The following is a 24,547-nucleotide window of genomic DNA, read 5'->3' as shown; positions in this document are numbered from 1 at the left end:
GCCCCGCTTCACTTGCCGCGGATGATGCGGCGCAGCTTCTCCAGCCGTGGGGCGATCGTGCGTTCGTTGCCGTGGTCGGTGGGCAGGTAGTAGTCGGTGCCGACCAGTTCGTCGGGTGGGTACTGCTGGGCCACGACGCCCTCGCGGTACTTGTGCGGGAACTTGTAGCCCTGGGCGTTGCCGAGCAGGGCGGCGCCCGCGTAGTGACCGTCGCGCAGGTAGGGCGGGACGGCACCGGCCTTGCCGCGCGAGACATCGGCCATCGCCGTGCCGATCGCGGTGGTCACCGCGCCGGATTTGGGGGCGGTCGCGAGGTGGATGGTGGCCTGCGCGAGGGCGAGTTTGCATTCGGGCAGGCCGACCTGCTGGACGACCTGAGCGGCCGCGGTCGCGGTCTGCAGGGCCATCGGGTCGGCCATGCCGATGTCCTCGCTCGCGTGGATCATCAAGCGGCGTGCGATGAAGCGCGGATCCTCGCCCGCGGCGAGCATGCGGGCCAGATAGTGCACGGCCGCGTCGACGTCGGAGCCACGAATGGACTTGATGAACGCGCTGATCACGTCGTAGTGCTGATCGCCTGCCCGGTCGTAGCGCACGGCGGCCTTGTCGACGGTGGCCTCGACCGTTTCCAGCTCGACGGCGCCCTCGGTCGCCGACTCGGCCGATGCCTCCAACGCGGTGAGCGCGCGCCGGGCGTCGCCGCCCGCGATCCGGACGATGTGTTCGATCGCCTCGTCGCTGACGGTATAGGCGCCGGCGAGACCGCGCGGGTCGCTGATCGCGCGGGCGAGGACGGCACGGATGTCGTCGGGCGTGAGCGGTTGCAGTTGCAGGACCAGTGAGCGCGACAGCAACGGGGACACCACGGAGAACGAGGGGTTCTCGGTGGTCGCGCCGACCAGCAGCACGACCCGGTTCTCGACGGCGGCCAGTAGCGCGTCCTGCTGGGTCTTGGAGAAGCGGTGGATCTCGTCGATGAACAGCACGGTCTGCTCGCCCGCGGCGAGCCGGCGCCGGGCGAGGTCGATCACCGCCCGTACCTCCTTGACGCCCGCCGAGAGCGCCGACAGCGCTTCGAACCGCCGGCCGGTGGCCTGGGACAGCAGTGAGGCCAGCGTGGTCTTTCCGGTGCCGGGCGGGCCGTAGAGCAGCACCGACGCCGCACCCGACCCTTCGACGAGCCGGCGCAGCGGGGACCCCGGACCGAGCAGATGGGTCTGGCCGATCACCTCGTCCAGGTTCGCCGGGCGCATGCGGACGGCGAGCGGCGCGCCCGAGTCGCGACGGAACGCCGCGTCGGCGCCGGGTTCGGCGGACGCGTGTGCGCCGGGCACGTCGAAAAGGCTGTCGCTCACGCTGTGCAGGGTACCGAGGCCCTCGGACATGTTCGGCGAAGCGCCCAGGGACCCCCGGAGATCGACCAGGACCTTCCCCGCAGATGGACAGTTGACCAACAATCCTCGGGTGGACTTGCGCCGGAGCGTCTCGTGGGCTGTGATCGCTGATCGTGGTCGAAAACAACAGCGCCGTCACCTCCCAGCCGGTCGGGTTCGCCCGCCGCACCCTGTTCGCCGGTTCCACAGCGGTGGCGGCGGTCGCGGTGCTGGGCTCCGTCGCGCCCGCGCACGCCGGGGGTGCGGTCTTCCGGCACGGTGTCGCGTCCGGCGACCCGCTGCCGGGCGCGGTCATCCTGTGGACCAGAGTCACGGTCGCCGAGGACGCCACTCCGGGTTCCGGCATCGGCGAGCCGACCGCGGTGCGCTGGGAGATCGCCACCGACACCGGCTTCAGCACACTCACCGCGTCCGGAACCGTCACGGCCTCGACCGACACCGACCACACCGTCAAGGTCGATGCCACCGGCCTCGCCCCCGGTCAGGACTACTTCTACCGCTTCACCGCACACGGCCAGACCTCCCCCGTCGGCCGCACCAGAACAGCGCCCGCACCGGACAGCGAGGTCGACCGCCTTCGCCTGGGCCTGCTCTCCTGCGCCAACTGGGAAGCAGGCTGGTTCGGCTCCTACCGGCACCTGGCCGCGCGCACCGATCTCGACGCGATCGTGCACCTCGGCGACTACATCTACGAATACGGCCGCGGCAGGTACACCGGCCGCAACGGCCCGGTCCGCGCACACGACCCGGCCAACGAGATCGTCAGCCTCACCGACTACCGCACCCGCCACGGCCAGTACAAGACCGACCCCGACCTGATGGCCCTGCACGCGGGAGTGCCGTTCATCTGCACCTGGGACGACCACGAGTCGGCCGACAACTCCTGGCGCGACGGCGCGGAGAACCACGACCCGGCCACCGAGGGCCCCTGGGCCGACCGCAAGGCCGCGTCCACCCGCGCCTACCTGGAGTGGATGCCGGTGCGCGCCACGCGCGCCGACGGCCAGGTGCAGATCTACCGCCGCTTGCGATTCGGCACGCTGGCGGAACTGTCGATGCTGGATCTGCGCACCTACCGCGACGAGGAGGCGGGGCCGGGTGGGGGCTGGCGGCACGCCGACGACCCGTCCCGCACCATCACCGGCCGCGCCCAGATGGATTGGCTCACCGCGGGACTCACCTCCTCCCCCACCCGCTGGAAGCTGGTCGGCAACTCGGTGATGGTCGCGCCGCTGGTGTTTCCGCCGCTGGAAGCGGCCACCACCCAGGCGATCACCGAGGCACTCGGTATTCCGCAGGGCGGCATCACCGTCAACGGCGACCAGTGGGACGGCTACACCGCCGACCGCACCACCCTGTTCCGGGCGATCGCGGACAACGCAGTGGGCGACGTCATGTTCCTCACCGGCGACATCCACACCTCCTGGGCCGCCGATCTGCCGCTCGACGCCGCGAACTACCCGGGCGGGCCGACTGTCGGCGCGGAGTTCGTCGTCCCGTCGGTCACCTCCTCCAGTGTCGGCGACCTGCTGAAGGTGCCCGCCCGCACCGCGTCCGTGCCGGCGGAAGAGGCCATCAAGGCGGCCAACCACCACCTGCGCTACGTCGAGCTCGACTCACACGGTTTCGGCGTGCTCGAGGTGACCGCGACGCAGACGCAGATGGACTGGTTCTACGTCGCCGACGTCACCGATCCCGCGACGGGCGTGCGCCACGGCGCGTCGTTCGCCGTTCCGGCGGGCGGGCGGCTCGAACCGCGGCCGGCTCCGGTGCTCTGACCGGGGTTCGCCGCGAGGCCGTGGAAATCGGCGCAGAATTCTTCGGACAGGGCTGTCGATTGCGCCCGTGGTCGCTCGTCGAGTGAGTACGGCACCCGACGAGCGGGCAGCCCCACACCCGAAGGAGCACATCATGAGCCAGTACCTGGTCTTGATCTACGGCGACGAAGCCGCCTACGCCGCGTACTCCCCCGCCGAGCTCGATGACATGCTCGCCGCGCATCGCACCTTCCAGCAGATCGCCGGTGACACCAACCTCGGCGGGCAGGCCTTGCAGCCCACCGTGACCGCCACGACGATCCGCCGCGATGCCGACGGCGCGGTCGTCATCACCGACGGCCCGTTCGCCGAGGCGAAGGAAGCGCTCGGCGGCTACTACCTGATCGAGGCGCCCGACCTGGACGCCGCGATCGCGATCGCCGCACAGGTGCCCGCCCCGACCGGCGGCGTCGAAGTGCGCCCGATCCAGGTGTTCGCGCAGCCGTGACCATGACGGCGGCCGCGGCCGTCGAGCAGGCGCACCGTCGGGAGTGGGCGTTCGTGCTCGCCGCGACGGTGCGGCTGGTCCGCGATTTCGACCTCGCCGAGGAGTGCGTGCAGGACGCGTACGCGACGGCACTGACCACGTGGGCGAGCGACGGTGTCCCGGCCAGGCCGGGCGCCTGGCTGACGACGGTCGCGCGGCGCCGGGGCCTCGACCTGCTGCGCCGCGACAGCACCTTCCGGCGCGCGCTGCCCCGACTCGTCGTCGACGAACCGGTCGACGATACCGCCGACCTGGCGCTGGCCGAGCTGGACGACCCGGCGATCCCCGACGACCGGCTGCGGCTGATCAGCACCTGCTGCCACCCCGCGCTCGCACCGCAGGCCCAGGTCGCGCTGACCCTGCGGCTGGTCTGCGGTGTCACCACCGCCGAGGTGGCTCGCGCGTTCCTGGTGAGCGAGTCGACGATGGCCGCGCGGATCACCCGCGCCAAGAAGAAGATCGCCGTCGCGGCCATCCCGTATCGGGTGCCCTCGGTGCGGGAACTGCCGCAGCGGCTCGATTCCATCTGCGCGGTGATCCACCTGCTGTTCACCACCGGCCATACCGCGCCGGCGGGTGAGGTGCTGGTCCGCACCGATCTCGTCGACCGGTCGCTGCAGCTGGCCAGGATGATGCACGCGCTGGTCCCCGGCGACCCGTCCGTGACCGGGCTGCTGGCGCTGATCCTGCTCACCGACGCCCGCCGGGCAGCGCGCGTCGACGACGACGGCAACCTGTGCACGCTCGAACACCAGGACCGCGCGCGCTGGGACCGCGCGGCCATCGTCGAGGGCATCGCGCTGGTGAAACACGCTCTGCCACATACCGACCGCTATACCGTGCAGGCCGCGATCGCCGCCGTCCACGACGAGGCGCCCACGTGGGCCGACACCGACTGGCGCGAGATCATCGGCCTGTATCGGCTGTTGCTGCGTGATTCGCCGTCGCCGGTGACGCTGCTCAATCACGCCATCGCGGTCGGCCTCGCCGGCGATCCGGCCCAGGCGCTGGCATTGCTCGACCCGCTCGGCACGGAACCGGCGCTGGCGACCTACGGTTATCTCGACGCTGCCCGCGCCGCCTTCCTCGCCGATCTCGGACGAACCGACGAGGCGGTCGCCGCCTACGAGTCGGCGTTGCTGCTCACCGACAATGCGGTCGAACGTGCCCATCTGCGCGGCAGACTCGTCGCGCTGACGAGCTGACCGGCACCGGGCAGTACCGATTCGTCACCGGCGAACAGGTACCGAAAAGGGGATGCGCGCTCGGCGCCGCTACTCCGACCAGCGCTCTTCGAGCATCGCCGAGACCTGTTCGGCGAAGTCGCCGACCGCGTCGTCGCCGGTCATCCTGGCGTCCTCGGCCAGCGCCGACCACCGGTTGATCAGTGCTTCCGAGCGCGGCACCGACAACCCGTGCTCACGGGCGGTGGCGATGCGGGCGTGGTCGGCGGGCAGGAACCAGTACGTCGACAGCCAGACCCAGATCAGCCGGGCCTCGAGGATCCGTTCGGCCAGGACGGTGTCATCGGCCAGCGACGGCCACACACCGACCACGGCCGAACGCCAGGCCTCGACCATTTCCTTGGCACGGCTGCGCGAGAGTTCGAAATCGCACAGGCAGCCGGGGAAGGAGACCAGCGCGTAGGCGATGTCGAGGGTGGCGTCGCGGAAACCGCCCCACTCGTAGTCGAGGAACCGCGCACCTTCCTCGTTCATGATCACGTTGTCGGGGCACAGGTCCGACGGGCTGAACGCGCGATAGCGGCCACCGGTGAACAGGCGATTGCCGTGCACGATGCGTTCGGCGATCTCCCCCGGCACCTCGATGCCGAACTCGGCTTCGAGCAGACCCGGCACCTCGGCGATGGCGGCCTGCGCCTGCTGGGCGATCCCGTCGACGCGATGCGCCGAGTCGACCCGGCGCATCAGGGCGACGAAGTCGGGTTCGCGGCCGACGGTCGCCGCGTGCATCCGGCCGAGCGCCTGCGCGAACGCCATCAGCGAGTTGCGGGTGCCCGGCTCGACGCGCGCCTGCAGCACCGAGGTGAGCAAGGCGTTCTCGCCGAGGTCCGACAGCACGAGAAGCCGGTCGGGAACGCTGTGGGCGATCAGGAACGCTCCGGGCCGCTGTTCGCGACTCAGCGCGGTGGTGAACTGGTAGGACACCGCCTCGCGCAGGAACGCGGCGTCGATGCTGGCGACGCCGGGCGCCAAAACACCGGTGCGGCGGTCAGGACTGGAACCGCGCACCTGCTTCACGATCAGGGTGCGCGGCAACGAAAATGCGTTTTCCGCAACACGCACGCGTAGGACTGTCGTCCTACCACTGCCGCTGAGCTCCATCGGATCACTCAGCTTTACCGGAGCACCCATTCGCTTTGTGAGCAACTGTTGTGCTGCGGACACGACGTCGGCGGCGCGTTCGGCCAATAGTGCGGTCATCGCCTCTCAAGCTACTCGTACCCGGTCACTTCTAGCGAGCGGTTGGACAACCTTTCCGCGTCGCTCGGCGTGTTGGCGCCGAGGTTGCGCGTGTGTGCCTGTTCGCTTGACACATCAGCCGGTCTTCGGGTTTTCTCATCGTGAACTGCTGTGCGCCACACCGCAAACCGGTTGAGTCGAAAGGTCTATCACAATGACCGACACTCCGTACGCCGCATCGAGCGATTCGCCGGGCGGGTCACCTGTTCCGGGCGGTGGCGGACAGTTCGCCGGCCCCACGGGCAGGCATGAGGGAACCGGCCCCGCACCGGCTCCCGGCGCGGGGCCGAGCAGGCACGGAATGGCCGGTGGCGCAGGCTATCCACAATTCGAGGGGCCCGGCGCCGCCCAGTACGGGCGTGAGCCCGTCGAGCCGCCGCCACCGATTGCCGGACACGGCGGTGCCACCCCGCAGTACGGGCCCGCGGGCACGGGTCCCGGTTACGCGGTCCCCCAGGCGAAACCGGAGAATCCGGTCTACCCCGCCGCCCCCGCGTCCGGCGTGTCGCAGGGCGGTGGCGGGCAGACGCCCGGTTACTACCATTCGGGAGCACAAGCCCTCGATATCGGCCGTTCGCTGAGCTACGGCTGGGAACGATTCCGGGCCAATCCGGGTCCGTGGCTCGGTGTCACCGCGGTGGGTGTGCTGATCTATCTCGGCTTCGTCGCCGTGGTCCAGATCGTCGAACCGACATCGCCGTTCAGCGTGCTGTTCTTGTTCTTGATGGTGCTCGTCGCACTGTGGCTGCTGCAGGCGGCGATGGTGCGCGGCGCCCTCTACGAAACCGACGGATACCCACCGGCTTTCGGGTCGTACTTCCGGTTCGTGAACGCGGGCAATGTCCTGCTCACCTCGCTGCTCGCCTTCACCGTCACACTGCTCGCGTCGACGCTGTGCCTGCTGCCCGGCATCGTCGCCGGGTTCCTGTGCATGTTCTCGATGCACTTCGTGATCGATCAGGACTACGGTCCGGTGGAAGCGATCAAGGCGAGCGCGCAGCTGGTACTGGCGAATCTGTGGGCGGCGCTGCTGCTGGCGCTCACCGTCACCCTGGTCACCCTCGTCGGCGCGATCCTGTGCGGGCTCGGCCTGTTCGTCGCGGGGCCGGTGTGCGTCATCGCGGTCACCTACTGCTACCGGATGCTGACGGCGGGGCCGGTCGCCCGCGTCTGAGGTCAGCGATCGAGCGCGGACCGCATGCCGATGGCCCGCTTGAATCGCCCGAGCGGACCGGTCGTGTCACCGGCCCGGGGTCGCAACTCGAGCACGATCACGCCGGCCACCACGATGCCGATCATGTTCACCGCGAGCTGACCGACCGATTCGAACGCGCGATGCCACTGACCGATCGTCGCCGCCACCACCGCGTAGCCCGCGGCGGGCACGGTGGTGACCGAGATGAACACCCCGATCAGGGCTGCCGACTTCGCGGTGACCAGCGACAACATGCCCGCGGCGCCGGCGAGGAGCGCCACGACCAGTGAGAACGGTCCCACCTCGTAGATGAAGTCGACGTTGTGCGCGTCGATGACACCCTCGGTGGTGATCCAGCCCAGTTGCTGCCACACCAAGGTCGCGCCGAGCGTGATCACCATCGCCACCGGGAAGGCCACGGCGAGCGCGAGGACCGAACGCCGGGCCAGCCGCCAATTGCGGCGTACCAGCGCGACCGACAGCGCTGCCAGCGGCCCGAACTCCGGACCCACCACCATCGCGCCGACGATGGTGACCGGCGAGTTGGTCGCCACACCGACCGAGGCCAGCAGGCACGCGATCGTCAGGAACGCGACAAAGGTGGCGTTGAGCGAGGACTCCTCGTGCGTCTCCTTGAGCAACTGCTCCCAGACGACCGCGTCACTCGGGTCGCCCGGCGCCGCGTGGACCGCACGATCGGCGGCGTCGGACAGCACCGCCGTGATCGGTTCCAGCGTGATGCCGCCGGTGTGGACGATGCCGAGCGCCTTCACGTCGGCAAGGACCTTGTTGCCCGCCTCGCGCGCCACATCGGCCTGGACGAGATCGCCTCGCGGTTCGAGGGCGATCCCGCGCGCCACCGTCAGATGGGTGACACCGGCGTCCTCCTCGAGCACCCGCACCAAGTCGTCGGTCTGCTCGGGCGGGCTGATCACTCGCAGATGTAGCACCGGTGTCCTCCTGATCGGTCCCGCCGTCGCGATCGGGACTGACCAGAAGGTACCGGGCTACCTCCGATGACCGCTATTTCTCGGCCGCAACAACTTTCGGCGCGTCGGCGGCGTCGCCTTTGCCCTTGACCTCGGGCTTGGCGTCGATGCCCGCTTCCTTGCGCTGCTGCGCGGTGATCTGCGCGGGTGCGTCGGTGAGCGGGTCGACGCCGCCACCGGTCTTCGGGAACGCGATCACCTCGCGGATCGAGTCCTCGCCCGCCAGCAGCGCGGTGATGCGGTCCCAGCCGAAGGCGATGCCGCCGTGCGGCGGGGCGCCGTAGGCGAACGCGTCGAGCAGGAAGCCGAACTTGTCCTGGGCTTCGGCGTTGTCGATGCCCATCACCGAGAACACGCGTTCCTGCACATCGCGACGGTGGATACGGATGGAACCGCCACCGATCTCGTTGCCGTTGCAGACGATGTCGTAGGCGTAGGCCAGCGCGGAGCCGGGGTCGGTGTCGAAGGTGTCGAGCGACTCCGGCTTGGGCGAGGTGAACGCGTGGTGCACCGCGGTCCAGGCCGAGTAGCCGAGGGCGACGTCACCGCTGGCGGTCGCCTCGGCGGTCGGCTCGAACATCGGGGCGTCGACGATCCAGACGAAGGCCCAGGCGTTCGGGTCGATGAGGTCGCACTTGCGGGCGATCTCGCCGCGCGCGGCACCGAGCAGGGCACGGCTCGACTTCACCGCACCGGCCGCGAAGAACACGCAGTCACCCGGCTCGGCGCCGACCTGCTTGGCCAGGCCGTCGCGCTCGGCGTCGGTCAGGTTCTTGGCGACCGGGCCACCCAGGGTGCCGTCTTCGTTGATCAGGATGTAGGCCAGGCCCTTGGCGCCGCGCTGCTTGGCCCAGTCCTGCCAGGCGTCGAGCTGACGTCGCGGCTGGCTCGCGCCGCCGGGCATCACGACCGCGCCGACGTACTCGGACTGGAACACCCGGAACGTGGTGTCCTTGAAGTAGTCGGTGAGTTCGGTGATCTCCACGCCGAAGCGCAGGTCGGGCTTGTCGGAGCCGTAGCGCCGCATCGCCTCCGCGTAGGTCATGTGCGGGATCGGGGTGACGATGTCGTGACCGACCAGCTTCCACAGCGCGGTCAGGATGTCCTCGGCCAGCAGGATCACATCCTCCTGGCGCACGAAGCTCATCTCGATGTCGAGCTGGGTGAACTCGGGCTGACGGTCGGCGCGGAAGTCCTCGTCGCGGTAGCAGCGCGCGATCTGGTAGTAGCGCTCGATGCCACCGACCATGAGCAGCTGCTTGAACAGCTGCGGGCTCTGCGGCAGGGCGTAGAAGCTACCCGGCTGCAAGCGCGCGGGAACCAGGAAGTCGCGGGCACCCTCGGGAGTCGAGCGGGTGAGCGTGGGGGTCTCGACCTCGACGAAGTCGTGGTTGGCCAGCACGTCGCGGGCGGCGGCGTTGACCTTGGACCGCAGCCGGATGGCACGGCCGGGGCCTTCGCGGCGCAGGTCCAGGTAGCGGTGCTTGAGCCGGGCCTCGTCGCCGGGGGTCTCGTCGAGCTGGAACGGCAGCGGCGCGCTCTCGTTGAGCACGACCAGTTCCTTGGCGTCGACCTCGATCTGCCCGGTCGGCAGCTCCGGGTTCTCGTTGCCGTCGGGACGCCGTTCCACCACACCGGTGACCTGCACACAGAATTCCGCGCGGAGCTTGTGGGCCTGTTCGGCCGCCTCGCCCTCGCGGAAAACCACCTGCGAGACGCCGGAGGCGTCGCGCAGATCGATGAAGGTCACACCACCGTGGTCACGACGCCTCGCCACCCAGCCGGTGAGGGTGACGGTCTGACCGGCGTGCTCGCTTCGCAGCGAACCAGCCAAGTGGGTGCGCAGCACGGTATTCCTTTCGACAGACTTTCACGGACTCGTCGCACCGGCGCAGATGACCGCGTGCACTGCCATCGTAGTGAGACACGGTGCCCGGATGAAAACCGATATCTTCCCCACCGTGTCAAGCTTGTGACACCTGTCCGCCGCCGCCGCTCCCGCCGACGGTGAATCGCGCTGTGAGACAGCTGGACAACCGAGCGAAGGCGAGTACCGCGATGACCTTCAACGAAGGTATGCAGATCGATCCCGGCCGGGCTTCGTCGGGCGGTGGACCCGGCATGGGCGGCAAACTCGCCCTCGGCGGCGGCGCGGGCGGTCTGATCCTGTTGGTGATCACGTTGCTCCTCGGCGGCGATCCGGGGACGGTACTCGGCAACTTCACCGGCGCGCAGAGCGGGCAGCAGGCGCAGCCGGGGACCGCGGGGACGCCGACCCACTGCAAGACCGGCGCGGATGCGAACAGGTATGTCGATTGCCGGGTGGTGGCCACCGCGCAGAGCTTGGACGCGGTGTGGTCGGTGCAGCTGCCCAAGCAGACCGGCAAGCAGTATGTGGAGCCCGAACTGGTGCTGTTCACCGGCGGCGTGAGCACCGGGTGCGGCAACGCCACCAGTGATGTCGGGCCGTTCTACTGCCCCGCCGACCAGACCGCCTACTTCGACACCGCGTTCTTCCAGGAACTCACCGACCGCTTCGGCGCGAGCGCGGGACCGCTGGCGCAGGAGTACGTGGTCGCGCACGAGGTCGGCCACCACATCCAGAACCAGCTCGGCGACATCGGCAAGGCTCAGCGTGATCCGCAGGGTCCGACCTCGGGCGCGGTCCGCACCGAACTGCAGGCCGACTGCTATGCCGGTATCTGGGCCAACTTCGCCGACAAGCAGCCTTCCCCGGGCGGCGGGCAGCCCTTCCTGAAGCCCCTGTCCGACAACGACATTCGTGACGCGCTGTCGGCCGCCAACGCCGTCGGCGACGACCGCATCCAGCGCTCCGCCGGTCGCGGTGTGAATCCCGAGTCGTGGACCCACGGATCCTCCGAACAGCGGCAGAAGTGGTTCCTCGTCGGCTACCGGACCGGGTCGGTGCAGGCGTGCGACACCTATTCCGCGCGTGACCTCGACAACCCGCCCGGGATACGCTGACGCCTCGAACGCGATACCCACGCACTGTCTTTCGATCGAGGGGAACCCATGCGCCCGACCATGACCGGACTGCTCGTCTGCGCTCTCGCCCTGAGCGGCGCGAGCGCACTCGCCCATGCCGATCCGGCGCCACTACCGTTGGTGAGCCTGACCACGATCCCCGACGGCTGGTCACAGCGCACCGACCTGCGCCCGGTCCTGCAGGTCTTCGCCGACGGCAAGGCCGTGCACATGCCCGACGCGGTGAGCAAGGACCGTAAACCCGAGACCGCGCCCAAGCAGGTGACCGGCAAGGTCGCCGCCGACGTGATCTCGGCCGCGCGCGAGGAGATCAACGCGCTCAAGGACACCGACTTCGGGATACCGGCGGGCGAGAACCGCGGCACCCAGATCATCGACCTGATGCCCGACGATCCGACCGATGAAGCTCACCTGGTGATCTACTCCCCCGAGGCGTCCGATGGCCTCAACCCGGAGCAGAAGGCCGCCCGCAAGCGCTTCACCGATCTCTACAAGAAGCTGGTCGACGCGTTCAAGAGCTGATCGCTCGACACCGAACCGCAAGGGGCTCGCCGGTTTTCACCGGCGAGCCCCTTTTCGGTCAGAACCGGTCCGCGGTCGCGTCCGCTTCGCGTTCGTCCTCGTGGACGGCACCGATGACGTCGGGCGTGGATTCGCCCAGCGGACCGGTGAGATCGTCGTTGCCGGTGCGGCTCTGGTAGGGCTGCACGGTCCGGCCGTGTTCTTCCTCGTTGTTGCCACGGCCGGCGCCGGCTCCCGCGCCAGCGCCGCCCATCATGCCGGAGGTACCGCCGGTGCCGGCGGCCGTGGTGGTACCGGAGCCCATCACCGTGCTGATCGCACGGCCCGACGCCGGAACCGCCGCACCCGGCACGGCCGCGCTGGACTTCGGGGTGCCCGCGCTCGGGGTGCCGCCGGTACTGCCCGCCGCGCCACCCGCGCTGCCGCGTGCGGTACCGAGCGCGCCGAGCGAGGCACCGGAACCACCGCCGCTGCCACCGGTGCCACCGGTGCCGACACTCGACGGTGTCGTCGAGCCGGGAGTGGTGGTACCCGCGGTGGTGCTCGCCGCGGTGGTCGAGGAATCGCCGCCGGTGAGCGCCTCTTCCGCCTGGGTGAGCAGCGGTTCGCCGATGTTCTCCGAGGCCGCGGAGAGAACTTCCTCGGGCGAGGGCAGGCCGCTCTGGCTGGCCAGCTGCCCGACGACGCCGCTGAGTTCGCCGGTGTACCCCATCAGCTGCCCACGGGTGACGTTGACGACCGATACCGCTTCACCGAGATGCGACGTGGCCAAGCCGATCAGCGTGGCCTGGGTCGGCGGCAGCATGATCGTCGGCGCGAGCGCGGTGGCCTGGGCCGCGAAGGTGGTGGCGATCGTGGTGAGCTGGGCGTTGCCGGTCTGGACGACCGCGGCGGCCTGCTGGGTGAGCGAGGAGATATCGATACCGCGCTGGCTGGTGTCCTGCCCCTGTGTCTGCGCCTGCTGGCTGGCGGTGGTCGCCGCGTCGGCGGACTGCCCCTCCCACACCTGCTGGACGGTCTTCACGCCACCTTGGGCGAGGGTCATCGCCTGCTCGATGACCGCCGAGGAACTGCTCAGGATCGAGGTCGGGTCCAGCGCGCCGAAAACGCCGGTACCGAAGCTGCTGAGCAGGTCGAGGAACGGCTGGAACAGCGTGTCGATGCCGGGCAGTGCGGGCAGCGACAGGCCGCTCATCAGCGCGGTGACCGGATCTTCGGTCAGTGTCGTCGCGGCGGCCGACGTGCTCGCGCCGGAGGTGCTCGACGCGCCGGCACCCGAGGTGCCGGTGAGTGCGGACTTGGCCTGGTCGAACGCGGTCGTCGCCACGGCCGACGCGGGCGCGGCGACCTGAGCCACTGTTCCCTGCAGGCCGCTCAGCGCGGACGACGCGTCGTCCGCGACGCCGGACAGGATGTCCTGAGGCAGTACGCCGGTGCCGAGGCCACCGAGCCCACCCAATCCGGCGGGCGACATGCTGCCGTTCTGGGCTTCGTCGGTGATCTTCTGCGCGAGGGTGAAGACCGCTTCCTCGTCGGTCGCCACATCCTCGGGCACCTGCATCAGCGGCACATCCAGGATCGCCTGCGAATCGAGGGGTACCGCACCCATCACCGACGCCGTCGCGGCATCGGCGGCGGCCATGGCGGCGTCGGGAGCGATGACGCCCGCGTCCGCGCTCAACGGCTTCACAGGCCGGCAGCCTGACGGGCGAGCTGGGCGGCATTGTCGATATCGGTCGTCTCGAAGGTCACCGACGACTTGAAGGCCGCGTCGGAGAGCGAGCTGAACTTCGCCGACAGGTCGTTGATGTCCTTGGCCTGCAACGCTTGTGCGGCCGCGAACATCGCCAGGTAGTCGGCGCCGATGAGGCCGAACACCGGCGTCGCCGCCGACACGCTGGCGACCAAGTCGATGTTGCCCGCCGCGGCGATCTGTGCCGCCACCCCGCCATTGGTCGCCGCGAACGCGGCGACTTCTTCGGTTTGCACCGAGAGATCGGTCATGCGAAATCCCCCCAACTCGTCGTGAAAAGTCTGCACTACAGAAGCGAGCGACGGACGCGAAACTCCCGACGCGACCACCCAACTGCGATTGGCGCCAAATATAGCCGAACTCCCCGGCAGTTTTCGAGTCGTGCCACCCGTCGATCTGCGTGATCCACTATCAAAACTAGAACATGTTCTATATCCTCGGGCTCATGAAGGTCGCAGTGACCGGCGCAGCCGGCTACCTCGGTACCAACTTGATCCCTCTGCTCGTCGAGCGCGGCCACGAGGTCGTCGCGATCGATCGCGCCGCCCCGACCACCGCCGATCCGGCCGTCACCTGGGTCGAAGGCGATGTACTCGACCCAGCGTCGATGCGTGCGGCGCTGGCGGGCACCGAGGTGGTGTACCACCTCGTCGCGTTGATCACCCTCGCCGAACGCAACGATCTGGCGTGGCGGGTGAACACCGAGGGCGTGCGCGTCACCGCCGAGGCGGCACTGGAATCGGGCGTGCGCCGGTTCGTCCACACCAGCTCGATCCACGCTTTCGACCAGTACCGCGCGGGCGGGCACATCGACGAGACCTCCAGTCGCTCAGACGATCCCGGCTTGCCCGTGTACGACCGGTCGAAGTGGTCCGGCGAACTGGCCTTACGCCCGGTGATCGAGCGCGGGCTCGACGCGGTGATCGTGAATCCGACCGGCGTCTACGGCCCGGCCGACTTTCCCGATCGCCTGTCCCGGCTCAACGCCATCGCCGCCCAGGCGATGCGCGGCCGGATCCCGGTGATGATCGGCGGCGGCTTCGACCTGGTCGACGTGCGCGACGTCGCCCAGGGCCTGATCCTGGCGGGCGACAAGGGCCGCACCGGCGAGAACTACCTGCTCGGCGGCGAGATGACCACGATGATCGACTTCTGCCGGATGGCGGCGGCCCGCACCGGCGCCAAAGGCCCACGCTTCACCATCCCGGCGAAGGTACTCGGCGCGACACTGCCGGTGATCGAGCCGATCGGCAGGCGTTTCGGCTCCGACAGCCTGTCCAAAGCCGCACTGGGCGCGCTGATCTCGGCGCCGGTCGTCGATCACGGCAAGGCCGAACGCGAACTCGGCTACCGCCCTCGCCCGACCACCGAGACCGTCAACGATCTCGTCGACTTCCTGCGGGCGTCGCGCCAGGCTTGACACCTGTTCGAACAAATGTTCGACTCGTGGGGTGCGGTGGCAAGCTCAGACCCTGGACGCCGATGACGGCGCGCTGCCCGGCCTGACCAGGGCCGGGCTGGTCCGCTCCGTTCGCACCCCCGAGTTCGACGGCATCACCTTCCACGAGGTGCTGTGCAAGAGCGCGCTGAACAAGATGCCCGAGAGCTCCGCGCTGCCCTTCCGCTGGACGATCAACCCGATGCGTGGCTGCTCGCACGCCTGCCGCTATTGCTTCGCGCGCGGCAGCCACGAATACCTGGGCCTCGACGCGGGCGAGGATTTCGATTCCGAGATCGTGGTGAAGACCAATATCGCCGCGGTGCTGCGGCGCGAACTCCTGCGCCGGTCCTGGCAGCGCGAGGCGGTGGCGCTCGGCACCAACACCGACCCCTACCAACGGGCCGAGGGCCGATACCGGCTCATGCCCGGCATCATCGGCGCACTCTCCGACTCGGGCACCCCCTTCTCCATCCTCACCAAGGGCCCGCTGCTGCGCCGCGATCTCCCGCTGCTCACCGAGGCGGCCCGGCGGGTAGAGGTGAGCGTCGCGGTGTCGATCGCCATCCTCGATCCCGATCTGCACCACAGCCTCGAACCGGGCACCCCCGAACCACGCACCCGCCTCGACCTGGTCCGCGCGCTGGCCGACGCGGGCTTCACCGTCCACGTCATGGCCGCGCCGATCATCCCCTGCCTCACCGACAGCCGAGCCCACCTCGCGGCCTTGTTCGCCGCGATCGCCGACGCGGGGGCCGCCAGCGCCACAGCCTTCCCGATGCACCTTCGCGGTCCCACCCGAGACTGGTTCCTCACCTGGCTCGGCACCGAGCACCCCGCGCTCATGCGCCGCTACCGCCAGCTCTACGCCCGCGGCGGCACCGTGACCCCCCTCTACCGCGACTGGCTACGCGATCGGGTGAACCCTCTCCTCGACCATCACGGCCTGCGCCGAATCCAAGGCCCCACCACGCCGGCCGCTCCCCCGCCTGCACCGCAGGACGCGCAGCTCGCCCTGTTCGGCTGACCGCCGGTCCGCCGCGACACCATCGGGCGACGCTCAGCCGAGTGCGGCGACCTCGGAGTCGGTGAGAACCACCGGCGAGACGCTGTCCTTGCTGCGCACCGACCGCACCGCGCGATACAGCGGACGTTCGTCGAGACCCGCGTCGCGAGCCTCGGCGCGCAACTGCCGCACGAGCACTTCCGAGATCGCGATGGCCGCGGCGAGTTCGCTGGCGGCGAGCGCGTCGGCGAGTTTGCGCAGGCCGAGCAGGTGCAGTTCGCGGCCGCTGCCCACGTCGGTGTACATCGCCAGCGGCACCAGCTGGGTGTCGCCGCCGGCGGTGACCCGCAAGACGATGCGGCTGAGCCGTGCGGGATAGACGAGCAGTTGCACGCCGGTGGCGTCGGCGAGGTCGACCGTGTGTTCGCCGACCAGCCGGTGGGCGTGGATCACGGTGCCGCTCAACCACAGTCGCCGCCGCTGGAACGCGAACACGTAACCGATGGTCGGGACGGCGACGGCCAGTCCGATCAGGACCGCGTACGGCCAGCTCAGCCAGATCGCCGACAGCAACGCCGCACCGACGCCGACGCCGAGCGCGGCCAGCGCGAGCCTGCGCAGCATCGGCGCGAACACCTCGGGCGCCACCAGGTCGATTCCCACCGGTTCCGTCGCCGCCGACTGCCCGGACTGCCCGTCCACGATTGCCTCTCCGCCCCCACCGGCCCGCCCGGCATGAGGCGCGGTCAGATTACCGCGCCCCACCGACCTCAGCAGCCGAGCGCACAGGGCCGGCGGATCGCCGACCGAGCGGCCTCAGCGACCGAGCTCCTCGCGCAGCACCGCCACGACACCGTCGAGCGGAACGGACCGCTGTTCGCCCGTCGCCATCTCTTTGACGCCGATCGTGTTCTCGGCGAGATCGCGATCGCCGAGCACGAGGGTGTACTTCGCCCCCGAACGGTCGGCGCCTTTCATCGCGCCCTTCATCCCGCGGCCGCCATAGGCCAGGTCGACACTGATGCCGGCGGCACGCAGTTCACCGGCCAGCGCGACCAGTTTCGCCTTGGCCGCGTCACCGAGCGCGACGCCGTACACCTGGCAGCGCGCCGGATCGGCCGCCGACTTGCCCTCGGCCGCGAGCGCCAGCACCGTCCGGTCTACACCGATGCCGAAACCGATGCCCGACAGCGGCTGTCCGCCGAGTTCGGCCATCAGTCCGTCGTAGCGGCCACCGCCACCGATGCCCGACTGCGCGCCGAGCTGGTCGTGCACGAATTCGAACGTGGTCTTGGTGTAGTAGTCCAGACCGCGCACCATGCGCGGGTTCACCACGTATGGCACGCCGAGCGCGTCGAGGTGCCCGAGAACCTGTTCGAAGTGAGCCTTCGCCGACTCGGAGAGGTGGTCGATCATCAGGGGCGCGTTCGCGGTCAGCTCGCGTACTTCGGGACGCTTGTCGTCGAGCACGCGCAGCGGGTTGATCTCGGCGCGGCGCTGTGTCTCCTCGTCCAGGGGCAGCCCACGCAGGAACTCCTGCAGCAGTTCGCGGTACTGCGGGCGGCACGTCTCGTCACCGAGCGAGGTGATCTCGAGGCGGAATCCGTCCAGGCCCAGCGAGCGGAATCCGGCGTCGGCGATCGCGATCACCTCGGCGTCGAGGGCCGGGTCGTCGACGCCGATCGCCTCGATGCCGACCTGCTGCAACTGCCGGTAACGACCGGCCTGCGGGCGCTCGTACCGGAAGAACGGACCGGCGTAGCTGAGCTTCACCGGCAGCTGACCGCTCTTGTCCAGACCGTGCTGGATGACCGCGCGCATCACGCCCGCGGTGCCTTCGGGACGCAGGGTGAAGCTCTCGCCGTTGCGGTCGGCGAAGGTCCACATCTCCTTGCTGACCACGTCGGTCGACTCGCCGACACCCCGTGCGAACAGGGCGGTCTGTTCGAATACCGGCAGCTCGACATGCCCGTACCCCGCGAGTCGGGCGGCGTGGATCAAGCCGTCGCGCACGGCGACGAACTCGGCCGAACCGGGCGGCAGGTAGTCGGGGACCCCCTTCGGGGCGGTGAAGCTGCTGGTCTTGGTCACGATGGTCCAGTTTTCCCCACGGGCGCCCCCCGCGTCCAACCGGTTACCCTCTAGACGAACCTGACGACACGGGAGGAACGCGGTAGTGCCGAGTAACGAACAGCGACGGGCGGCGGCCAAGCGCAAGCTGGAGCGCCAGCTGGCACGACGGGCCGAGCAGGAGAAGAAGCGCAAGCGCTTGACGATCGCGGGCTCGGTACTGGGTGTGATAGTCGTCGCGGCCGCCGCGACCGGCGTGTATTTCCTCACCAGAGGCGACGACAGCGAGTCGGCGAACGCCGAGTCGTCCTCGGCGGTGCCGACGACCCAGTTCGTCAACACTCCCCTCGACATCCCCGGCCCCCCGCCCCCGGCGGCCAAGCCCGCGACCGTCGACTGCAGCTACCCGGCGGGCCAGGAGCCCCCCGCGAAGCCGGTCACCGCGCCCACCACGACGTCGGTCGCCACCGGCGGTCCCGAGGTGAAGGTGGCGATCGATTCCACCCAGGGCCCGATCGGGTTATCGCTCAACAGCGCGCAGGCACCCTGCACGGTCAACTCGATGGTGAGCCTGGCCCAGCAGGGCTACTTCGACAAGACCAGCTGCCACCGCATCGTGGCCACGCCGGGCTTCGGCATCCTGCAGTGCGGTGACCCCGCGGCCACCGGTATGGGCGGCCCCGGCTACACCTTCGACAACGAATATCCCACCGACCTGTTCCCCGCCGGTGACCCGGCGCTGCAGCAGCCGGTGAACTACAAGCGGGGCCTGGTCGCGATGGCCAACGCGGGCACCTCCCCCGAGGGCAAGGGCACCAACGGAAGCCAGTTCTTCCTGGTCTTCGGCGACACCCAGCTACCGCCGAACTACACCATCTTCGGCACGATCGACGAGGCCGGACTCGCCACCTTGGACAAGGTCGCGGGCGGCGGCGTCAAGGGTGGCGCGGAAGACGGCGGCCCCGCCATCCCGATCTCGTTCAACTCCGTCAAGGTGGGCTGACACCCGCTTTCCAGCACAGCAACGGACCGGACACGCTCGCGTGTCCGGTCCGTTTCCGGTTTTACCGCCCCGACGTGCGCAGAAGATCATCAGAGGCTAGGCAACCCTACGATTCCTCCGGCCCGCACCCCGCTCACCCGCATTTTCTCCGCTGCCGACCCGACCCGCCGGACATCGCAGCGTGTCCTTCACGCGGTAGGCTCAGATGTCCACTTCCACAGCAGCATCGGGGAGCAGTCATGGCGGAACTCGACGACATCGGCAGCGAAACAGCATCCATGATGCGCACCATGCTGCAGATGGCCATCCTGGTCGCCGTCAAATCGCGCGAACACGGTCAGAAAGACGCTGAGTCCCGCGCGAAGGCGATCGAGGCCAAGATGAAGGAAGCGCGCGAGCTGCAGATCCGCGAGGCACGCGATCTCAAGGCCAAGGATCCGCGCAATGTCGAACTCGTGCAGATGATGTCGGTGGGGTCGCGCACGGTGGAATCGCGCGGTGTGGAATCGCGTGGCATCAACCTCAACAAACCGGCGGGCTCCGCCTTCGCGTCGAGCGCCGCGGCGACGCCGAGCGTCGGCTACGACTCGGCCGAGCGGCGCTCGGCGATCGCGGCGCATCTGCAGCGTGCCGGCGTCGCGCCGGAGCTCACCCAGGTTCGGATGCTGGTCGAAATGGGCCAGGGCATCTCGCCGGAGGAGGCGATCCGGTCCCGGGACACGGTGATGCGCGCTACCCTCGCGCGCCAGCGCGGGGAACGCGGGATCGAACGCGGGATCGAACGCGGACGCTGACCCGAGCTTGACGATGCTCGGATCCCCTTGCCTGGCAACGGGATCCGAGCATCCATCCGTCAATCCGGGATGCGGCCCTTCTGCCAGAGCCGGTCGATATCCGGACTGCCGAACATCTGCGCGTCCGCGCCCTCCGGCTTCTTGAGCGGCAGTGGTTCGAGCATGCCCTTGTGACCGTTGCGCACACTGCAGTATTTGAACGGCCCTTTCGGGTCGAACAGCTTGGTCATGTGCGGGTCCGCGTGATCGAGGAACCACACGCTGATACCGGTCCCGCCCTGCAGGCGGTGATGCTCCCAGGCCTGCCACAGCGCGCTCAACCGGATCACGGCCTCGCTGTGGTGCCACCATTCCGGGCACCACACCGTGTCGCTGATATCGGTGACCTGGCGGCGATAGACCTCGCTCAGATACTCGGTGACGAACTCGTACACCCCCTGGTAGCCGTTCGTAATCTCACCATTGGCGGCGTTGTCGTAACTCACAGCGGCTTGACCTCCTCGACTTCACCCATCTCTTCCGGCGGAACAGATTTCGCTAGCGACGGCGACCCGAAAAGGTCGTCGATGCGGGTCTTGCGAGTCGGGTCGTTCTGCTCGATCGACCGCTTCACCGCATCGGCGTACTCCGACTCCCACCACGGCACTGTCCGTACCAGGACGGCGGGCTGACCGGAGGTGAACACGATGGCGCGACCGCGCGGCAGCGTCGCCAAGCCCTGCGCGGTGAAGGTCACCGACGAACTGAGCGACCGCGAGTAGCTCTTGCTGTTGCCCGACTGTGACATCGACGCCGAGATCGAGTCGTACTCGCCGATCGCCTCGGATCGATCGCGCAGGAACGCCATGTCGTCGACTCCGCTGCCGAGCACTTTGATGTTGGCGGCAGACCACAGCGCGCTCATCCCGGCCTCACCCCAGCAGCGCGCACCCTGCGCCCACGACTGCAGCACCGTCATCACCACGATGCCGCGGGAGCCGAAGTGGCTGTACTGCTTGGGCAGATCCTTCCAGCGCACCACGTTCGCGGCCTCGTCGAGCACCGCGAGCAACGGGATCGGCAACCGTCCGCCCGAAGAACGCGACGCCTTGCGCATGGCGACATCGATAACGGCCTCGGTGAGCGCGCTGACCAGTGGCGCCGCCGACCCGCGGCCCTCGAGCGACAGGCAGTAGAGCGTGCCGTTGCGTTCGATGAACTCCAGTTCGTCGAACTGGGGCCGGACGCCGTCGGCCGGCGTGATCCACGGATGCACGTTCGACAACTGCAGGCAGCGGATCATCTTCTTGGCGGTACCGAAAATGCCGCTCCTGGTGCGCTCGTCAGCGTTGTACTGCATGGCGAGGCCGGACGCGGTGAAGTGGTGTTCGGCGCCGCGCAGGTGTTCGATCGCCTCGGTGTTCTGTGGATTCGTCACCCATTCCCACACCTGGGTGATCGGTTTGCCCGCGATCGCGGCGGCGAGGAAGAACGCGGCGAGCAGGTCCTCGGCCTCGGGATCGAAGAAGTTGTCGCCGTCGTCGGCGCTGCCGCCGGTCTCGGCGTCGGCGAAGTGTCCCGCGAGCCGAGCCGCGCGCATCTCACACCCCTCGGTGCGGAAGTTGACCCAGCTCAGCGGATCCCAGAACCAGGTCGGCCGTTCACCGGCGACGCCTTGTGGATCGAACACGAAGGTGCGGCTGCCCTTGGCTTCCTGCACATCACGGGTCGCGTCGACCACGTCGCGCTTGTTCGACGTCGCCAGCACGGGCCCGATCGCGGACAGGATCGCCGGAATGACCCGCGAGGTGGATTTGCCCTGTCGCGGGCCCCAGATGTCGAGATGCAGGTCTTCGTAGGAGCCGTAGAGCGGGGTGCCGTCGGCGACAGCGATGCCGATCGGCACACCGGGTGAGTCGTTGGTGCCCAGCTTCATACCGAGAGCAGCCGCCTTCTCCCTGACTCCGCCCTCGGTGATCGACGCGATCGCACTACCGCTGCCCATGTGGTCGGCCTTGTCGTCGACCGCCAATCGCCCCGCACCCGCACGCTTCTTCAACCGCTTGCGGATCACCACATAGGCGATCGCCGACGCGATCACCAGCAGCACGATCACCGTCGACGCGCGCGGCCAGTGCAGCTTGCCCCGCGCCAGATCGGCGACCACCGCGATCGGGTTGATCGGAATGGTCTGCGGCACCACCGCCAGCGCGTTGCCCAGGTGCAGGGCGACCGCGAGGGTGATCAGCGCCGCGAAGCCGAACACGATCATGATCAGCGTCGTATCGGGTCCGACCGCGGCCGGATCCGTCACCTTCTTCTTCGCCACGGGTGCCTCCTTTGTGTGGACGTGGTGGGTGGTCAGCGGAACGCGTCGAGGCGCCAGCCTTGCGGCGTCTGCACCACGGTCGCGATGACCGTGCTCGGCGGTAGCTCTTCGGTGCGGCCGTTCGGGTAGACGACCGTTTGTTCGATGCCGATCTTGTACTGCGCCACTGCGGGATCGGCGCTCGCGGGCGCCGGCTCCCCCGAGGCGAAGGTGAACGCCTCCACGCGCGCTTTCGCCTTGGCCCAATCGGCCCACTGCAGCGACGGTTTCGGGGTCTCGGTGGCCCCGATCGAACTGTCCAGCATACGTATCATGCTGGGCCCCAGCCATTCTCGCGCGCGCTGCAGCGAGGATCCCGGTTGCTCGGTGGCGGGGTTCCAGGTGTAGACCTCGCGCAGCGCGACCACCGCGACACCGTCGGGGGTCGTCGGGTCGGCCGCGGCTTCGAGCAGACGCGTGGTGGGGGTGACCTCGGGGCGCGTCGGCTCGGCGTCGCTACCGCACGCCGGAACCGAGAGCAGGACTGCCACGAGCATCACCGCCGGGGTTGTGCGGATTCGTGTTCTCTCCCACCAGGTTATCGCTGGTCGCGTGGTCACAACACCCTCCTCGCCCGTGCGTCGCCGGGCACCGCCACCTCGGCGACACCCCCGCCACCGCGGTTGCTCGTCGGCGGTACCGACTGGATCAGCCGACCGTTGCCCGCGTAGATCCCGACCTGCGTCGGGCCCCGCCGCCCGAACCCGCTGAACACCAGATCGCCGGCCGCCGCCTTCGCGATCGGGACCTCTCGTCCGGCCTCCCATTGCTGTTCGGCGGTGCGCGGCAACGTGACCGCGCCCGCGGACGCGGCGAACACCGCCGCGGCAGTCAGTCCCGGCCCGTCGAAACCGCCACCGGTCGGCCCTTGCGCGCCGCCGCCACCCCACACGTACGGTGTGCCGAGCCAGTCGTGGGCGGCCTCGACGATCTGCTCGCCGTCACTCCCCTGCCCGGGGGTGAATCGGCCTTGCGCACCGGGCGCCCGGTACTGGGGTTCCATCGACAAGATGTTGGTGACGTAGGGCCTGGTCTCGGAATAGTGCGCCGCGTACTGATTGGGCATCCCCCCGGAGGCCAGCACCGCGCCCTCACCGGCGTTGTATCCGGCCAGGGTGAGGGCGGTCAGGTCGCCCGAGACGCGCCCCGCGGCCATCCAGCCCGCGATCTTGTGGGCGATCGAGCACATGTAGCGGGCTTGGCCGATGATCGCGTCGCCGTCGTCCCACACGCTGGCGGACCCGTTGCCGTCGGCATCGATGACGTAGGGCTGTCCGTCCTCGGGATTGATGCCCGCCGCCGTCCCTGGCAGGAACTGGGCCAGGCCCTGGGCGCCCGCGGGCGAGGTGAGCCCTCGCCGGAATCCCGACTCCTGCTTGGCCTGCGCGGCCAGCAGCGACGAGGAGATCTCCGGGCACACCGTCCCCGCGCGGCGATACCAGATCTCGAGTTCGGCGGGCACCTTCCCATCTGCCAATGCCCCACCGGCGCTACCGAATCCGCGCACACAGTTCGGATCGCTCGAAAATGCCCGCGCACCACCGACATCCGGGGTCGGCGCGCCGTCGAGCCACGGCACCGGGTCGATCTGGCGACCACCGGTGAACCGGCCACCGGGCACGATCTCGAAATGCAGGTGCGGACCGCTCGATTCGCCCGCGGACCCGACCATCCCGATCGGCTGACCCGCGGTCACCGTCTGCCCGGTGCGCACCTTGACGCCCGCGTCCCACATGTGGCCGTACACCGCGGAGTAGGCGCGGCCGTTGGTGTCGACGGAATCGACGACGATCCAGTTGCCGAAACCCGAAGCGGGACCGGCCGCGACGACCCGGCCGTCGGACACCGAGTAGATCGTGGTGCCGTCGGTGGCCGCCATGTCGATGCCCTTGTGGTCGCCGCCGCGCGAACCGAACACATCGGAGATGGTGAACGTTCCGATCTCCAGCGGCAACGTGCGGCGCAGCGGACCGACACCGGCGGCCAGCGACGGCGTACCGGTGACCGCCGGATTCGACGTCGGCGCAGCCGCACCGGTCGCACCGGCGCGGTGGTCACCACCGAGCTCGGGCAGCGTGGGCACCGACGAACCGACCAGCACGTCGCCGGTCTCGCAGGTCTCATCCGACGACGGCAGCACGATCACCAGCACCAGGGCCACCAATCCGACGACCGAGCCGAACACCGTCATCATCATCGTGCGGACGTTCACCGGCAGGCTCCCCGCGTTCCGCGCCGGGCGC

The 24,547-nt window shown here is 69.2% G+C and carries 22 protein-coding genes; 10 read left to right on the top strand and 12 right to left on the bottom strand.

The window, feature by feature from the left end; genetic code table 11:
• Positions 1 to 8: 8 nt before the first annotated feature.
• The gene (locus ACFWFP_RS04770; RefSeq protein ID WP_379293158.1) at positions 9 to 1,385 is read right to left on the bottom strand and encodes a replication-associated recombination protein A; all 1,377 of its coding nucleotides are present in this window, start codon (positions 1,383 to 1,385) and stop codon (positions 9 to 11) included.
• Positions 1,386 to 1,507: 122 nt separating this feature from the next.
• Here ACFWFP_RS04770 and ACFWFP_RS04765 point away from each other — a divergent pair, with 122 nt between their 5' ends.
• The 3 genes from ACFWFP_RS04765 to ACFWFP_RS04755 all read left to right on the top strand — a co-directional run bounded on the left by ACFWFP_RS04765 (position 1,508) and on the right by ACFWFP_RS04755 (position 4,903).
• Positions 1,508 to 3,172, top strand: coding sequence for an alkaline phosphatase D family protein (locus ACFWFP_RS04765; RefSeq protein ID WP_379293157.1), 1,665 nt, complete (start codon positions 1,508 to 1,510; stop codon positions 3,170 to 3,172).
• 133 nt (positions 3,173 to 3,305) lie between these two features.
• Positions 3,306 to 3,659: a YciI family protein gene (locus ACFWFP_RS04760; protein ID WP_379293156.1), complete on the top strand. Its 354-nt coding sequence runs from the start codon at positions 3,306 to 3,308 to the stop codon at positions 3,657 to 3,659.
• 2 nt (positions 3,660 to 3,661) lie between these two features.
• The gene (locus tag ACFWFP_RS04755; protein WP_379293762.1) at positions 3,662 to 4,903 is read left to right on the top strand and encodes an RNA polymerase sigma factor; all 1,242 of its coding nucleotides are present in this window, start codon (positions 3,662 to 3,664) and stop codon (positions 4,901 to 4,903) included.
• Positions 4,904 to 4,972: 69 nt separating this feature from the next.
• On the opposite strand, the gene ACFWFP_RS04750 is transcribed toward ACFWFP_RS04755, so the two are convergent.
• The gene (locus tag ACFWFP_RS04750) at positions 4,973 to 6,142 is read right to left on the bottom strand and encodes a phosphotransferase family protein (RefSeq protein ID WP_379293155.1); all 1,170 of its coding nucleotides are present in this window, start codon (positions 6,140 to 6,142) and stop codon (positions 4,973 to 4,975) included.
• Between the two features lie 193 nt (positions 6,143 to 6,335).
• Between ACFWFP_RS04750 and ACFWFP_RS04745 the strand changes: the two genes are divergently transcribed.
• On the top strand, positions 6,336 to 7,355 hold the full coding sequence (locus ACFWFP_RS04745) for a hypothetical protein (protein ID WP_379293154.1): 1,020 nt from the start codon (positions 6,336 to 6,338) through the stop codon (positions 7,353 to 7,355).
• Positions 7,356 to 7,357: 2 nt separating this feature from the next.
• Here ACFWFP_RS04745 and ACFWFP_RS04740 read toward each other — a convergent pair whose 3' ends face one another.
• Together ACFWFP_RS04740 and aspS are read right to left on the bottom strand one after the other, a co-directional pair.
• Positions 7,358 to 8,326: a DUF389 domain-containing protein gene (locus ACFWFP_RS04740; protein ID WP_379293153.1), complete on the bottom strand. Its 969-nt coding sequence runs from the start codon at positions 8,324 to 8,326 to the stop codon at positions 7,358 to 7,360.
• Between the two features lie 73 nt (positions 8,327 to 8,399).
• Positions 8,400 to 10,214 (bottom strand): aspartate--tRNA ligase, encoded by a 1,815-nt coding sequence (gene aspS / locus ACFWFP_RS04735; protein WP_379293152.1) that lies wholly within the window; start codon positions 10,212 to 10,214, stop codon positions 8,400 to 8,402.
• 209 nt (positions 10,215 to 10,423) lie between these two features.
• Between aspS and ACFWFP_RS04730 the strand changes: the two genes are divergently transcribed.
• Positions 10,424 to 11,350 (top strand): neutral zinc metallopeptidase, encoded by a 927-nt coding sequence (locus tag ACFWFP_RS04730; protein ID WP_379293151.1) that lies wholly within the window; start codon positions 10,424 to 10,426, stop codon positions 11,348 to 11,350.
• Between the two features lie 48 nt (positions 11,351 to 11,398).
• On the top strand, positions 11,399 to 11,893 hold the full coding sequence (locus ACFWFP_RS04725; RefSeq protein WP_379293150.1) for a hypothetical protein: 495 nt from the start codon (positions 11,399 to 11,401) through the stop codon (positions 11,891 to 11,893).
• A gap of 58 nt (positions 11,894 to 11,951) precedes the next feature.
• On the opposite strand, the gene ACFWFP_RS04720 is transcribed toward ACFWFP_RS04725, so the two are convergent.
• Both ACFWFP_RS04720 and ACFWFP_RS04715 read right to left on the bottom strand, forming a co-directional pair.
• The gene (locus ACFWFP_RS04720; protein ID WP_379293149.1) at positions 11,952 to 13,583 is read right to left on the bottom strand and encodes a hypothetical protein; all 1,632 of its coding nucleotides are present in this window, start codon (positions 13,581 to 13,583) and stop codon (positions 11,952 to 11,954) included.
• Entirely contained in the window at positions 13,580 to 13,897 is a 318-nt protein-coding gene (locus ACFWFP_RS04715) for a type VII secretion target (RefSeq protein ID WP_379293148.1), read from the bottom strand. The genes ACFWFP_RS04720 and ACFWFP_RS04715 overlap by 4 nt, the downstream gene beginning before the upstream one ends.
• Positions 13,898 to 14,091: 194 nt before the next feature.
• Between ACFWFP_RS04715 and ACFWFP_RS04710 the strand changes: the two genes are divergently transcribed.
• Both ACFWFP_RS04710 and ACFWFP_RS04705 read left to right on the top strand, forming a co-directional pair.
• The gene (locus ACFWFP_RS04710; protein WP_379293147.1) at positions 14,092 to 15,066 is read left to right on the top strand and encodes an NAD-dependent epimerase/dehydratase family protein; all 975 of its coding nucleotides are present in this window, start codon (positions 14,092 to 14,094) and stop codon (positions 15,064 to 15,066) included.
• A gap of 31 nt (positions 15,067 to 15,097) precedes the next feature.
• Positions 15,098 to 16,111 carry an Rv2578c family radical SAM protein gene (locus ACFWFP_RS04705; protein WP_379293146.1) on the top strand — a complete coding sequence of 338 codons (1,014 nt, stop codon included), beginning with the start codon at positions 15,098 to 15,100 and terminating at the stop codon, positions 16,109 to 16,111.
• Between the two features lie 33 nt (positions 16,112 to 16,144).
• Here the strand turns inward: ACFWFP_RS04705 and ACFWFP_RS04700 are convergent, their stop codons facing one another.
• Entirely contained in the window at positions 16,145 to 16,792 is a 648-nt protein-coding gene (locus ACFWFP_RS04700; RefSeq protein WP_379293145.1) for a hypothetical protein, read from the bottom strand.
• A 114-nt stretch (positions 16,793 to 16,906) separates the two neighbouring features.
• Positions 16,907 to 18,181 carry a histidine--tRNA ligase gene (gene hisS, locus ACFWFP_RS04695; RefSeq protein ID WP_379293144.1) on the bottom strand — a complete coding sequence of 425 codons (1,275 nt, stop codon included), beginning with the start codon at positions 18,179 to 18,181 and terminating at the stop codon, positions 16,907 to 16,909.
• An 85-nt stretch (positions 18,182 to 18,266) separates the two neighbouring features.
• On the opposite strand from hisS, the gene ACFWFP_RS04690 reads away from it, so the two are divergent.
• Positions 18,267 to 19,163, top strand: a complete 897-nt coding sequence (locus ACFWFP_RS04690) for a peptidylprolyl isomerase (RefSeq protein ID WP_379293143.1) — start codon at positions 18,267 to 18,269, stop codon at positions 19,161 to 19,163.
• 239 nt (positions 19,164 to 19,402) lie between these two features.
• Positions 19,403 to 19,957 carry a hypothetical protein gene (locus ACFWFP_RS04685; RefSeq protein WP_379293142.1) on the top strand — a complete coding sequence of 185 codons (555 nt, stop codon included), beginning with the start codon at positions 19,403 to 19,405 and terminating at the stop codon, positions 19,955 to 19,957.
• A 59-nt stretch (positions 19,958 to 20,016) separates the two neighbouring features.
• Here the strand turns inward: ACFWFP_RS04685 and ACFWFP_RS04680 are convergent, their stop codons facing one another.
• Genes ACFWFP_RS04680 through ACFWFP_RS04665 form a run of 4 tightly spaced genes read right to left on the bottom strand, consistent with a single transcriptional unit; the run spans position 20,017 to position 24,516 of the window.
• Positions 20,017 to 20,442, bottom strand: coding sequence for a DUF4913 domain-containing protein (locus ACFWFP_RS04680; protein ID WP_379293141.1), 426 nt, complete (start codon positions 20,440 to 20,442; stop codon positions 20,017 to 20,019).
• Complete coding sequence (locus ACFWFP_RS04675; RefSeq protein ID WP_379293140.1) at positions 20,439 to 22,265, bottom strand: type IV secretory system conjugative DNA transfer family protein; 1,827 nt, start codon at positions 22,263 to 22,265, stop codon at positions 20,439 to 20,441. Before ACFWFP_RS04675 ends, ACFWFP_RS04680 begins: the two co-directional genes overlap by 4 nt.
• 32 nt (positions 22,266 to 22,297) lie before the next feature.
• Complete coding sequence (locus ACFWFP_RS04670; protein WP_379293139.1) at positions 22,298 to 22,864, bottom strand: hypothetical protein; 567 nt, start codon at positions 22,862 to 22,864, stop codon at positions 22,298 to 22,300.
• The gene (locus ACFWFP_RS04665; protein ID WP_379293138.1) at positions 22,861 to 24,516 is read right to left on the bottom strand and encodes a peptidoglycan DD-metalloendopeptidase family protein; all 1,656 of its coding nucleotides are present in this window, start codon (positions 24,514 to 24,516) and stop codon (positions 22,861 to 22,863) included. Before ACFWFP_RS04665 ends, ACFWFP_RS04670 begins: the two co-directional genes overlap by 4 nt.
• Positions 24,517 to 24,547 lie beyond the last annotated feature (31 nt).

This window comes from Nocardia sp. NPDC060249 (assembly GCF_042728755.1).
Taxonomy (GTDB): domain Bacteria; phylum Actinomycetota; class Actinomycetes; order Mycobacteriales; family Mycobacteriaceae; genus Nocardia.
Note: the sequence above shows the minus strand (reverse complement) of the source record. Positions and strands in the feature narration are given on the sequence as shown.